This window comes from Bradyrhizobium forestalis, assembly GCF_002795245.1.
GTDB classification, from domain to species: domain Bacteria; phylum Pseudomonadota; class Alphaproteobacteria; order Rhizobiales; family Xanthobacteraceae; genus Bradyrhizobium; species Bradyrhizobium forestalis.
On the sequence record NZ_PGVG01000003.1, the window covers coordinates 274,275 to 287,342 of the forward strand.

The 13,068-nt window shown below is 65.2% G+C and carries 11 protein-coding genes; 3 read left to right on the forward strand and 8 right to left on the reverse strand.

Features of this window, described 5'->3' with window-relative positions; all coding sequences use genetic code 11:
• Position 1 precedes the first annotated feature (1 nt).
• From CVM73_RS05665 to CVM73_RS05700, 8 genes are all read right to left on the reverse strand, one after another.
• Complete coding sequence (locus CVM73_RS05665; protein ID WP_100231018.1) at positions 2-2,215, reverse strand: ABC transporter permease; 2,214 nt, start codon at positions 2,213-2,215, stop codon at positions 2-4.
• Positions 2,208-2,990, reverse strand: coding sequence for an ABC transporter ATP-binding protein (locus CVM73_RS05670; RefSeq protein WP_100231019.1), 783 nt, complete (start codon positions 2,988-2,990; stop codon positions 2,208-2,210). Before CVM73_RS05670 ends, CVM73_RS05665 begins: the two co-directional genes overlap by 8 nt.
• On the reverse strand, positions 2,983-4,065 hold the full coding sequence (locus CVM73_RS05675) for a branched-chain amino acid ABC transporter permease (protein WP_100231020.1): 1,083 nt from the start codon (positions 4,063-4,065) through the stop codon (positions 2,983-2,985). Before CVM73_RS05675 ends, CVM73_RS05670 begins: the two co-directional genes overlap by 8 nt.
• A 1-nt stretch (position 4,066) precedes the next feature.
• Positions 4,067-5,077, reverse strand: coding sequence for a branched-chain amino acid ABC transporter permease (locus CVM73_RS05680; protein WP_100231021.1), 1,011 nt, complete (start codon positions 5,075-5,077; stop codon positions 4,067-4,069).
• 533 nt (positions 5,078-5,610) lie between these two features.
• On the reverse strand, positions 5,611-6,438 hold the full coding sequence (locus CVM73_RS05685) for a helix-turn-helix domain-containing protein (RefSeq protein WP_100231022.1): 828 nt from the start codon (positions 6,436-6,438) through the stop codon (positions 5,611-5,613).
• A 124-nt stretch (positions 6,439-6,562) separates the two neighbouring features.
• Entirely contained in the window at positions 6,563-7,813 is a 1,251-nt protein-coding gene (locus CVM73_RS05690) for an ABC transporter substrate-binding protein (RefSeq protein ID WP_100231023.1), read from the reverse strand.
• 193 nt (positions 7,814-8,006) lie between these two features.
• Entirely contained in the window at positions 8,007-8,741 is a 735-nt protein-coding gene (locus tag CVM73_RS05695; RefSeq protein ID WP_100231024.1) for an SDR family NAD(P)-dependent oxidoreductase, read from the reverse strand.
• A gap of 10 nt (positions 8,742-8,751) precedes the next feature.
• Positions 8,752-9,792, reverse strand: coding sequence for a LacI family DNA-binding transcriptional regulator (locus CVM73_RS05700; protein ID WP_100231025.1), 1,041 nt, complete (start codon positions 9,790-9,792; stop codon positions 8,752-8,754).
• A 191-nt stretch (positions 9,793-9,983) separates the two neighbouring features.
• Here CVM73_RS05700 and CVM73_RS05705 point away from each other — a divergent pair, with 191 nt between their 5' ends.
• The 3 genes from CVM73_RS05705 to CVM73_RS05715 all read left to right on the forward strand — a co-directional run bounded on the left by CVM73_RS05705 (position 9,984) and on the right by CVM73_RS05715 (position 13,066).
• Positions 9,984-11,285, forward strand: a complete 1,302-nt coding sequence (locus CVM73_RS05705; protein WP_167406653.1) for an ABC transporter substrate-binding protein — start codon at positions 9,984-9,986, stop codon at positions 11,283-11,285.
• A gap of 61 nt (positions 11,286-11,346) precedes the next feature.
• On the forward strand, positions 11,347-12,234 hold the full coding sequence (locus tag CVM73_RS05710) for a carbohydrate ABC transporter permease (RefSeq protein ID WP_100231027.1): 888 nt from the start codon (positions 11,347-11,349) through the stop codon (positions 12,232-12,234).
• 4 nt (positions 12,235-12,238) lie between these two features.
• Positions 12,239-13,066: a carbohydrate ABC transporter permease gene (locus CVM73_RS05715; RefSeq protein ID WP_100231028.1), complete on the forward strand. Its 828-nt coding sequence runs from the start codon at positions 12,239-12,241 to the stop codon at positions 13,064-13,066.
• The last annotated feature ends 2 nt before the right edge of the window (positions 13,067-13,068 follow it).

A 13,068-nucleotide genomic window follows, 5' to 3' on the forward strand; every position in this document is an offset into this window, starting at 1 on the left:
GTCACCTCGCTAGTCTCCGCCGCGCGCCGGCGCGCCCGAACAGCGTTCGGAATGCGCTGACGATGGCGGCTGCAAAGTCGGGATCGTTGATGTTCTTAGGGATCCGAATGAGCTGGCGATTGCCGGCCTGCCGCACGGTGCGCTCCAGGGTGCGGAACAGCGCAGCGTCGGCGTCCGGATCCCAAAATGGCTGGCCTCGCGCATCGAGTGCGGACACGCCGCCCTCGGGCAGGAAGAAGCGCACCGGGCCATCCATCTGGTTGAGCCGCTCGCCGATCCAGCGGCCCATGCGCTCGTTCTCTTCCACCGTCGTCCGCATCAACGTCACCTGCGGATTGTGGACGTGGAACTTGCGACCACGGTAGCGTTCGGGAATGGTGTCCGGCGCGCCGAAATTGACCATGTCGAGCGCGCCGACCGAGCCGACATAGGGCAGGCGGCTGCGGATGATGGCGCCAAAGCGATCCTCGGTCGCCGGAAACACGCCGCCCATCAGCAGGTCGCAGATCTCGGTCGTGGTGAGGTCGATGACGCCGGCGAGCTGCCCGGATTCGACGAGCTTCTCCATCGAGCGTCCGCCGACCCCGGTGGCATGGAAGACCAGGCACTCGAAATCGTCGCGCAGCTCCGCCGCGATCTTCTGCACGGCCGGCGTGGTGACGCCGAACATGGTGATGCCGACCGAAGGCAGCCCGGCATTGGTGGCTCGCTCCTTGGCCGCGCGCGCATCGAGCCGCGCCTTGACCATGCCGGCGAGCGCGTTGGCACCGTTGGCCAGCACCGCGCGCGAGATCGAGTTCAGCCCCTGCACGTCCGTGACCGAGTACATCATCGTGATGTCGGCCGGTCCGACATAGGGCCCGACGTCGCCGGAGGCGACGGAGGAGATGATCAGCTTGGGCACGCCGACGGGTAGCGTGCGCATGCCCGGGGCGACCAACGAGGCCGCGCCGGAGCCGCCGGCCGAGATCACGCCGGCGACATTGTCCTGGCGCCGAAGCCAGTTGGCGAAGGCATCCGCCATCGCGCTCACGGCGGCCCCGCGATCCGGTCCGAACACGGCGGAGCCGCCGCGGCCGTGATTCAAGGCGATCTCCTGCGCGGAGACGTCGCAGGATGAATGCCTGCCGCTGGTCGAGACGTCGACCAGCCGCGTGCGCAAGCCGCTTTCCGCGATGATGTCGCGGATGTAGCGCAGCTCCACGCCCTTGGTGTCAAGCGTGCCGACGACCAGCACGACAGGCGGGCCCGAGGCCTGGCCCGCCACCGGCTCGCGCTTTCGCCGCGCCGTCTCGTCGAGCCGCGCGACTTGCGTCGAGAGCGTGCGCGCGGCGGCCTCGATGCGGGCGATCGGCACCGGTTGCGACCATCGCGTCGGGAGAGTCGGGTTGGAGATGTAGATGCGAACCGGTCCGTCGCGGCGTGGCAACGGCGCCGGTTTCGCTTCGACCCCCGAAGCGGCGACGTCGATGTCCGGCTCGAGCTCGGCGTGAAGCCCGACACCGAGCAGGCGCTGCTGGAGCTCGCGGTCCGCGGCAAGGCGCGCGGAGTCGATGATGCGGTTGATGCGGCCGTTGACCATGATCGCGACGTTGCGCGAGATTGCGGTGGCGACGCCGATATTCTGCTCGATCACGAGCACGGACATGTCGTCGTCCTCGCCGAGCTGGAGCAGCATCTCCTCGACCTGCGCCACGATGACGGGCGCGAGCCCTTCGGTCGGCTCGTCCATGATCAAGAGGTGCGGATTGGTGAGCAGCGCGCGCGAGATCGCCAGCATCTGCTGCTCGCCGCCGGAGAGCTGGCCGCCACCGTGATCCCTACGTTCGGCGAGGCGCGGGAAAGTGTCGTAGATGCGCTCGACGGTCCAGGCGCCGGAGCGCATGCCGCCAGCGAGCCGCAAATGCTCGTCGACGCTGAGCGAGCGCCACAGGCGACGTCCCTGCGGCACATAGCCGACGCCGAGCCGCGCGATCTGGGCCGGCGACCGCCGCGTGACATCCTCGCCGCGCACGCGGATCGATCCGCCGCTCACGGCGACCAGACCCATGATCGCCTTGCACAGCGTGGTCTTGCCCATGCCGTTGCGGCCGACCACGGAAAAGACGCCGCTCTCCAGCGTGAGATCGACGCCCTGCAGGGCGTGGGAGTGGCCGTAGTAGACGTCGAGACCGCGGACCTCGAGCGCGGCACTGCCACGGCGGACCTCATTCATGGCCGCCTCCGAGATAGAGCTCCTGCACTTCGGGATCCGACTGAATCTCTTCCGGCAGGCCCTCCTTGAAGACGCGGCCGTTGTGCATCATCGTGACGCTCTCGACGACGCGCAGCGCCACGTCCATGTCGTGCTCGATGATGATGTAGCCGATATGGGCCGGCAGCGAGGTCAGGATATCGATCAGCTCGGCCCGTTCGGTCGGCGACAGGCCAGCAGCCGGCTCGTCGAACAGGACAAAGCGCGGCGCGCCGGCGAGCGCGAGCGCGATCTCGAGCTGGCGCTGCTGGCCGTGCGCAAGCTCGGCCACGCGCTGATCCTTCACGGCGGACAGATGGACGGCCTGCACGAGATTGTCGGCCGCATGCATCAGGGCATCGTTCTGTCCCGGGCGCAGGAACGAGAAGCGCCCGCGCGAGACGCCGCGGCAGGCGAGATAGACATTGTCCTGCACGGTGAGGCCGGGGAACAGCGCCGAGATCTGGTAGGTCCGGCGCAGCCCGCGGCGGATGCGTTCATAGGGCGGGAAGTGCGTGACGTCCTCGCCGAAGAAGCGGATGGTGCCGGAGGAGGGCGGGAAGTCGCCGGTGATGCAGTTGAACAGTGTGGTCTTGCCGGCACCGTTCGAGCCGAGCACCGCGCGGCGTTCGCCGGGACGCACGGTGATGGTGACGTCGGTCAGCGCCGCCAGCGCGCCGAACAGCCGTGTCACCCCGCGCAGCTCCAGCGCTGCACCGGCGCCGACGGCGGAAAGGCGTTGAGCGACGCTATCCATGGCCGCGTCCTCCGCCTTGGCGATCGTTGCGGGGACGCTGGCTTTGGCGCCAACGCTGCCACAGGCCGATGACGCCGTCCGACGACCAGAACACGATGGCAAGGAAGCCGAGCCCGATCAGCAGGCGGAAGCGGTTGCCGTCGAGCCCGAGCCGGACCAGGAAGTCGAGCGCGAAGGTGCGCAGCAGCACGAAGATCAGCGCGCCGATGAAGGGGCCGATCGGGCGCGTGATGCCGCCGACGACGGCGATGATCAGGACATCGATACAGGCCCCGACGCTGACCGAGCCCGGCGAGATCTGGCGGTAGTTCCAGACCTGAAGCACGCCGGCGAGGGCGGCCACGAAGGACGCGAAAGCATAGGCGGCGATGCGGTGCGCATTGACGTTGAAGCCGAGCGCCGCCATGCGCCGCGGATTGTCGCGCACGCCCTGGAGAGCCAGGCCGAAGGGGGCACGCGAGAGATATTCGACGGCGAAATAGCAGAGCGCGGCGACCGCGAGCACGACATAGTAGAAGGGGATGTCGGCGCGCCAGTTCACGCCCCAGAAGTGCGGCGTCGCCACATTGTTGATGCCGGTATGGCCGTTGAAGATCGCCCAGTTCTGGTTGGTGAAATAGTAGAAGGCAGCTCCGATCGCGAGCGTGATCATGATGGTGTAGATGCCTTCGGTGCGCACCGCGAGCGCGCCGCCGAGCGTGCCGAACGCGGTCGCCAGCGCCAGCGCCATCGGCACCGCAAGCCACCACGGCCAGCCCAGGCTGATATTGGCGTTGCCGCTGATACCAAACACGGCGACCATGTAGGCCGAGAAGCCCGCGATGGTGAGCTGCATCAGGCTGACCATGCCGCCATAGCCGGCGAGGAACATCAGGCTCAACGCCATGATGCCGAGGATCAGCGTGGTCGCGAAGATCTCGATCAGAAAGAAGCCGCTCGCGATCAGCGGCATGATCAGGAGAAGGACGACGACGATCCAGGCCGCGGGGTTGTTGACCTCCGGCCACGCCCGCGCCGGGCGCTGCGCCATCGCGGCGGGGCGTACGGCAACGCGGGCATCGTGGGCGAGCGACATCTCAGCGCCTCGCCAACAGGCCTTGCGGCCGGATCGCCAGCACCAGGACCATGATCAGGAAGGTCACGACGATGGCGTAGGTCGGGATGTAGACCGAGCCGAGCTGCTCGGCGAGGCCGATGATCAGCGCGCCGAGCGCTGCGCCGGGGATCGAGCCCATGCCGCCGACGATCACGACGACGAGGGAAGCCAGCAGGAAGCGGATGTCCTCGCCAGGCGACAATGACTGGAAGGTGCCGCCGACGACGCCGGCGATGCCTGCAAGCCCTGCGCCGAACGCGAACACAGCTACGAAGACGAGTTGAATGCGCACGCCGGTCGCAGCCAGGATATCGCGATCGTCGACGCCCGCGCGGATGATCATGCCGACGCGCGTGCGATTGAGCGCGAGCCACATCGCCACGCCGATGACCGCGGATGCGGCGAAGATCACGAGCCGTACAAGCGGATATCTGAGATAGACCGGCTCGCCCGAGGATTTCACCGCCGTGATCAACGGCAGGTCCACCGGCCCGATCAGCCAGCCCGGGGTCTGGATCTGGTAAAAATCGCCACCGCAGGCCCACAGCATGAGGTCGGCAAACACGATCGACAGCCCGATCGTCACCATGGTCTGCCTCAGGTCCTGGCCCTCCATGCGGCGGAACACGATCACCTGGAGCAGGACGCCGACCAGGGCGGTCATGATGAAGGCAACGATGAAGCTGAGGATCCAGGAGCCGGTCGATGTGCTGATGGCGTAGCCGACATAGCCGCCGAACAGATAGAGCGAGCCGTGGGCGAGGTTGACGTTGCGCATCAGGCCGAAGATCAGCGTGAAGCCGCTGGCGACGAGGAAGTAGAGGCCTCCGAGCGTGATGCCGTTGAAGAGCGCATTGAGGAAGACCCGCTTGCGGCCGATCGCCTCTTCGAGCCCCGGCGGCCAGACCGCGAAGATCAGCCAGAGCACGATCGCAATGGCAATGATCGCGATCAGCGCCCAGGCCGGATGGCGTTCGACAAAGCGGCTCATGGCCTCACCTCGCCCCGCTTGCGGTGTGGCAATCGCGTACGGGAAGCGGATTCCCTGCGGTCCATCCTTCGAGACGCCCGCTTTGGCGGGCTCCTCAGGATGAGGGCGGAGCTTGCTGCAGCAGTTTCAACGGGGCCGATGTCGATGAGCCTCATCCTGAGCCCCCAGCGCCGAAAGCGGGCGCTGCACATGGAACCATGAACCACCTGCGAGACGTCGTCTGACAGGTGGTTCATGGAGAGGAGACCACGGAGCGGTCGTCTCGAAGGACGAGGCGCTTGCTCGGGCCGTTCCAAGAGATCATCTGCGATTGCTCGCCCGCGCGCGGGGAGGGGGCGCGCGGAAGGCCTAGGCACACCTCGATCCTCTCCCCGCATGCGGGGAGAGGAGGGATCCAAGCCGTTGCCGGCTGCTGGCCCTGCCATGGACGAACGTCCTCCCTGGACTCGCGATCCTCTTTCGGGATCGCGTGCCCGCATCCTAGCGAGGCGGCGAGGGCGACGTTTGATCGAGAGTATCTTTTCGTGCCGCGATCAGGCGCGCAAAACCTTGGCTGCGCGACGATAATCGGTCGGGGCCATTCCGACATTGGCGGCGAAGAAGCGGGTGAAACCGCTCTGCGAGGAGAAGCCGAGATCGAAGCCGATGTCGGCGATCGGCGTCTCGCTCGCCACCAGCGCCTCGAGCGCCTGTTCCATGATCAGCGTATTGAGATAGAGGTTCGGCGTGAGGCCGGTCTGCACGCGGAACAGCCGGTAGAAGTGCGGCCGCGACAGGCCGGATTCGCGCGCGATGGTGTCGAGCTCGATCTCGGCGCCGGGGCTTTCCGACATCATCTTGATGCATTTGCGCACGCGAAAATCGGTGACGGAACCGTTGGCGCGCGGATCGCGCGCGATCTCGGCCTGCTGCCAGCTCTCGTCGTAGCAGATGTCGATCAGCCTTCTCAGCTCGGAATCGAGGCTGGACAGGGATGGTGCGCCGCACACGAGCGCGGCGGTCCGCCTGATATGCTTGTCGAGTGCAGGCGTGCGCCTGAATTGGGTGCGGCCGAACCGCAGACGGTCGGTGCCGGCGGTATCAGGCGCAAACCATTCGGCGTTGACGTAGAGCACGAAGAAGATCGCGCCGCCGTCGAGATCGCTTGGCAGGAAGTTGTGTGGCTCCCATGGATTGACGGCGACGACGGAGGATTCGGTGAGATCATAATGCCCGTTGGAGACGTCGATGCATGCCGGCATGCCGCCGACATGGAAGATCAGATGACCTTCGCGATGGGCGTGGATATTGAAAGGGCGGTTCAATTGATAAACCGTCGCCCGGCCGAAGCGGCCGTGGAAGACGGCGAGCGCACGGCTCATGCCTTCCCCTCCCGAATGTTCTTGTCTTTTCGGCAAGCGTTCAACAACGCCGCCGAGATTGCAAGAGCGGAGAGCGACCGCGTCAGCAAGTCGCTCTCCGCTTACACCGCGCAGGCGTGATGCGTCAGTATTTCTTACATTCCGGAACGGCGCGGCTCGGCAGTCCGATCTTGGAGAACACGGCCGGATCGTAGCCGAGCGTTTGGTTCACGTTCGGGATCACCTTCACGACCTTGCTGAACAGCGCACCCTTGCCGTCATCGACGACTTCGGTGACGAAGTTGGTGCCGATCGCCTGGCGGTTGGAGTCCAGCTTGATCTTGCCGTTCGGCGCGTCGAGCTCGATCTTCGCCAGTGCTTCCCTGAACTTTGCCTGGTTGTTGGAGAGATCGCCATTGACCTGACGCAGCGCGAGGATCAGCGCCATGGTTGAATCATAGTAGTTGGTCGCCAGCAGCGACGGGCTCGGGAAGCGCTTGTTGGGCGGGAAGGCGTCCTGATAGGCCTTCACGAACTTCTGCCAGCCCGGATCCTCCCAGGTGTCGGCCTGACCGCTCGCCGCGATGGTTCCGATCAAGGCGTTCTTGGCGTTGCCTTTCGACGACAGGATGGTCTGGTCGATCATGATGGAACCGCCCATCAGATGCGCCTTGCCGCCGGCCTGCTGATACTGGTTGAGGAAGTTGACGGCATCCGCCCCGCCGAGCCCGAGATAGATCGCATCAACATCGTCGGGCAGGGCGGCGATGACGGAGGCGAAGTCCTTGGTTCCGAGCGGCACCCATTGCCGGTTGGTGACCTGTCCGCCCATTCCGCAAAATTCGAGTACCAGCCCGAACACCTGGGTGTAGATGAAGGAATAGTCCTCACCGACGGTTGCGATCTTGCGATACTTCTTTTCCTCATAGGCGTATTTGCCGAGGCCGACCTGCCACTGCGCGCCGTCCATGTTGTAGCGGAAGAAGTTCGGCGCGGGGTCGACATAGGTGGTTTCCTGCGCGCCCGAGGCCGCATTGACGAAGGTCAGCTCGGGATGGGTCTTGGCAAAGTTCTTCACCGCGATGCCTTCGTCGCCGGAGAGCGGCGACAGCAGGATCTGCACCTTGTCCTGCTCAATCAGCTTGCGCACCGCGCGCACGGCGGAGTCCGGCGTTGCGTCGGTCGAGGCGACGATGAACTCGAGCTCCTTGTCGCCGACCTTCTTGCCCAGCACGTTGAGCGCCGTCTGGTGGCCGCGCATGCCGTCCTCGCCGAGCACCGTGTAGGTGCCTTCGAGCGTTGCGGTCACGCCGACCTTGATCTTTTCCTGAGCGATCGCGGCGCCTGAAAGAAACAGGCTGCTCAGCGCGAGCAGCCCCACACTGCATTTCGACATTGTGCTCCTCCCCTCTGTCGTCGATTTGTCGCCAACCGGCGCGACGCCCGCGGCTCTCAAGGGCTCGCGGATTTGACGGGAAAGCTAGCCGAAGTTGCATGCGGTGCACGCGTGGGCGCCTCGTTCGGCTTGACGGGCAGTCTCATTTTGGATGTTGCGGCGCAAATGGTTTCGCGGTGCAACAGGGTGCGGGTCATCCCGCGAGAAATCCTCCGTCCACCGCGACCACCGTGCCGGTCGCATATTGCGAAGCCGGCATGCACAGGAAGGCGACTGCCCCGGCGATGTCCTCGGGCTGTCCCCAGCGCTTGAACGCGGTCCGGTCGGCGATGCGCTGATAATGGGCGCGGTCGGTGCGGCCGGCGGCGTTGATCGCCGTTTCGATATAGCCGGGCGCCACCGCATTGACGCGGATGCCTTCCTCGGCCCACTTCAGAGCCAGCGCTTTCGTCAGCATCACGACGCCGCCCTTGCTGGCGCAATAGGCGGGAATCCGTGGCAGCGCCAGCGTCGCGTTCATCGAGGCGATGTTGACGATCGAGCCCTTCTGCTCCGCAAGCAGCGGGTGGAACGCCATGCAAGTCCGGAACGTGCCGGTGAGATTGACGTCGAGCACCTTCATGAACGTCTCGATCTCGAATTCCTTGTCGCGCGCGAGAATTCCGGCGCAGTTGACCAGCGCGTCGACCCGCGTGTGCTGCCGCGCGAAGGAGTTCACGGCCGCATCATCGGTGACGTCGAGTGTCGCGAGCGTGAGCCCGGTGCGCGGCTTGAGCAGGGTGCGGGCGAGATCGGCCTCGTTCGCGGCGCTTGCGGTCACCGTCGCGCCGAGGTCGCAAAACTGGCTGCTGATGGCCGCGCCAATGTCGCCGGCGCCGCCGATCACGACGGCATGAAAGCCGGGCGCGAGGGAGAAATTCGAATTCATCCGTAGGGTCTCACTTCAGGGATTTCGGAGGCGGAGCCGTCGATTCACGGACCACCAGTGAGAAGTCGATCTCGCGATGCATGATGGTCTGCTCCCCGGCAAGGCTGCGCACCAGATATTCTCCGGCGCGCTGCCAGGTCTCTCCGGTCGGTACGTGGATCGTCGTGAGGCTCGGGCGCAAATGGCGGCTCCAGTCGAGGTCGTCGAAGCCGACCACCGACAGGTCGCGCGGCACGGAAAAGCCGTCGCGCTCCGCCTCGAGCAGCACGCCATAGGCGATGACGTCGTTGCCGCACACCACGGCGGTCGGACGGTCCTTGAGATTGAGAAGATGACGCGCAGCCTCGCGCGCGTCATCCAGCGTATAGGGCACCTCGACGTGCCATTGCGGCGGAAGTTCGAGGCCTCTCTCGGCGAGCGCGCGGCGAAAGCCAGCGACGCGCGCGCTGGCGCGGTCGTTGTTGCGCTGGAGCGCCGAGACGATCCCGATGCGCCGGTGACCGAGCTCGATGACGTGCGCGGCGGCGCGATGGGCGGCCGCCTCGTTGTTCGTGCCGACGCAAGGGTAGGGCCGGTCAGGCTGATAGATGCCGACATTGATGAAGGGCACCGCATTGTCGGCCAGCAGCTTGCGCAATCCGTCGTGATGGCAATCGCCGCGCAGCACGAGGCCGTCGACGCCGCGGCTGATCAGATTGCGCGCCTGCTGCAGTTCGACATCGAGGTCATATCCGCTCGTGGTGAGGAACAGCATGTATCCGACCGACGACAGATACTGCTGGAGCGAAGCAATGCCGCGCGCGAACATCGTGTTGTCGATCGTCGGCACGATCGCGCCAAGGGTACGCGAGCGACGTGACGATAGGATGCGCGCCGGCGCATGCGGGATGTAGCCGAGCGCTTCGATGGCTTGCTCGATCCGCGCGCGTAGAGATGGGCTCACCGCATCCGGGTTGTTGAGGGCCCGCGACACCGATGCGGTTGAAACGCCGGCCCGGGCCGCGACGGCCCGTATTCCCTGTTTCACAGATTTGGTGTTGGTCAGCCGCATGGATGTAACGTTACATAGGGTAAGCAACCGCTCGACAGCGGAAATATCGCGAATTTGCCGCAGATTTCGTAAGTTGTCCATCGCTTGACAGGACGGATGCGAAGTCTAGATTGTAACCGTTTTCAGATAGTGCTCAAACGCGTTCAAAAATGGCCTGCCGACTTAAGGCAGCCAGCCGGGAGGAGAGTTCGATGAAGGCCAGGATGCTCGCGACGCGGCTCGCGTTGCCCGTTTTCGTGATTGCCGCTGCCTGCGCGCAGGCGCACGCGGCCGATTTCGACTGGATGAAGTTCAAGGGCAAGACCGTCACCTTTCTCGCCAACAACAATCCGGTCGCGCAGGCGCTGCTGACCTACAAGGCCGACTTCGAGAAGCTGACCGGCATGACGCTGAAGGTCGACGGCTATCAGGAGCAGCAGATGCGCCAGCGTCTGGTCACCGTGATGAACGCGAACAGCGACGAGGTCGACGTGTTCATGACGTTGCCCTCACGCGAGGGCGAGCAGTTCGCCGCCGCCGGCTGGTACGCCGATCTCACCGCGATGGCCAAGAACGAGGTCGCCAAGGAGTACGACCCGGCCGGGCTCAGCCAGGCCTTGCTGAAGGCCGCGACCTTCAGCGGCAAGCTGACCAGCATGCCCATGAACATCGAAGGTCCGATCTTCTACTATCGCACCGACATCTTCAAAAAGTGCGGCCTCGCGGCGCCGAAGACGATCAAGGATGTCGAGGTCGCCGCCGAGAAGATCAAGGCTTGCGACAGCGCCGTGACGCCGTTCGTCTCGCGCGGCCTCAAGCCCGCGGTCGCCTACACTTTCAGCAACATGCTGCACAATATCGGCGGCAGCTATATCGCAAGCGGCAAGTCGAACCTCTGCTCGACCAAAGGCAAGGAAGCGCTCGACACCTATAGCCGGCTGCTGCGCGACTTCGGACCGCCCGGCGTCGTCAACTACAGCTTCCAGCAGATATCGGCGCTCTACCGCAGCGGCCGCGCGGCGATGGCGTTCGAATCCTCCAATGAGCTGCGCACGGTGATGGAAGGCGGCGCCCGGCTGAAGGACACCGGCCTGTTGCCATTCCCGGCGGGCGAGGCCGGCCATGTGCCGACCACTATCGGCTGGGGCATCGCGGTGTCCTCGCACAGCAAGCAGCCGGAGGCGGCCTGGTACTTCGTGCAATGGGCGACCAGCCCCGAGGTGCAGAAGAAGATGGCGCTGCAGGGCATTGCCCCGCCGCGCCCATCGGTCGCCAAGGATCCCGAATATCGCAAGTGGATCGACGAGGAGCCGGTCCGCAAGGAATGGCAGGCCGCGCTCGACGTGCTCGCCACCAAGGGCTCCTCCGAGGTCGGCTATCCCATCGTCGCCAATCCGCAATCGCGCGAGTTCATCGGGCAGGCGGTGCAGGATCTAATTCTGAAGCAGAAGACCGTCGATCAGGCTTGCGCGGATGCCGACAAGGCGCTGGACGCGCTGATCGCGCTCAACTAGCCGCCCGATGCCGGCTGGCCTGCTGCCGGCCGGCACCTAACTCGATCGAGGACACGAACACATGTCGGACACGGCTGCGACACTCACGCAGGACCGGCAGAAGCTGGAGATGGCGGCGCTTTCGGCGCCGGCCGTGATCTTCACGGTCGCGATGATCGCGTTTCCGGTCGTCTACACGATCTGGCTCGGTTTCCAGCATTTCTCCTCGACCGGCAAGCAGTCCTTTGCCGGCCTCGCCAACTATTCGAAGCTAATCTCCGACTACGAGTTCTGGCACGGGTTGTGGGTCACGATCGCGCTCTATGTGCTGTCGCTGGTGCTCCAGCTCGTCTTCGGCGTCTGGCTCGCGCTGGTGTTGTTTCACGCCAAGCGCCTGCCGGGCATCGTTCGCTCGCTGTTCATCTCGCCCTTCATGATGCCGCCGGTGGTGGCGGGCATGATGTGGCTGGTGATCCTCGATCCCTCGCTGGGGGCGGCGAACTATATCCTGCAGTCGTTCGGCCTGCCGCCGTCGGACTGGCTGGCCTCGCCATCCCTGGTCATTCCGACCGTGGCGCTGATCGACAGCTGGCAGTGGACGCCTTACGTCGCCCTGATCGTGCTGGGCGGATTGCAATCGCTGCCGCCGAGCGTCTACGAGGCCGCGCAGATCGACGGCGCATCCCCGTTCAGGACGTTCCAGCGCATCACGCTGCCCCTGCTGCTGCCGACCATCGTCACCGCCGCGATCCTGCGCAGCGTCGATCTCCTGCGCTTCTTCGACATCATCTACATCACCACTCAGGGCGGCCCGGGCAACGCCTCGAACACGCTCAACATCTACGGCTTCCGGGTCGGCTTCGAGTTCTTCAACATCGGCTATGCCAGCGCCTTGATGCTGACGCTGACGGCGATCGTGTTCGGCGCCGTGCTCGCCTTCAACCGCCTGCGCGGCGCAGTCGCCTGGTGACGCGATGACAGACGCTGCCACCACCGATCACTGGATCCGCCGGCTCAACCTGGTGCAGCTCGTGCTGGCCGGCGTGCTCATCATGGCGCCAACGGTCTGGATGGTGCTGTCTTCATTCAAGCCGTCCTTCGAGGTGACAGCCTATCCGCCGACGCTGATCTTCACGCCGACGCTCGACAATTATGTCGAGCTGACCAAGACCACGCCGTTCCTGAGTTACGCACTCAACAGCCTCATCGTCACCGTCGGCTCGACCGCGCTCGGACTACTGTTCGGAATTCCCGCTGCCTTCGCCGTCTCCTGGACGCGGATTTCGTGGCCGGCGATCCTGACCCTGGCGGCGCGCATGGCGCCCGGCACGCTGTTCCTGCTGCCGTGGTACGTCATGTTCCGGCAGGTCGGCATGATCGGCTCGTACACCGCGCTGATCCTCAGCCATGCCGTCATCACGCTGCCGATCGTGATCTGGGTTCTGTTGCCGTCCTTTGATGGTATCCCGCGCAGCGTGTTCGAGGCGGCGCAAGTCGATGGATGCAGCGTCACGCGCATCCTCTGGCGCATCGCACTGCCGCTTGTTGCATCCGGCGTCGCGGTTTCGGCGATCCTCGCCTTCGTGTTCTCGTGGAACTACTTCCTGTTTGCGCTGGTGCTCTCCAACGGCGACACCAAGACGCTGATCGCGGCGGCCTTCAACTTCATCGGCGAAGGCTCGACGCAATGGGGCGCGCTGATGGCCGCGGCGACGTTGATCGCGTTGCCGCCGCTGGTGCTGGCGGCTCTCGTGCAGCGCTGGCTGGTGTCCGGGCTGACGCTCGGCGCGGTGAAAGGTTAGGT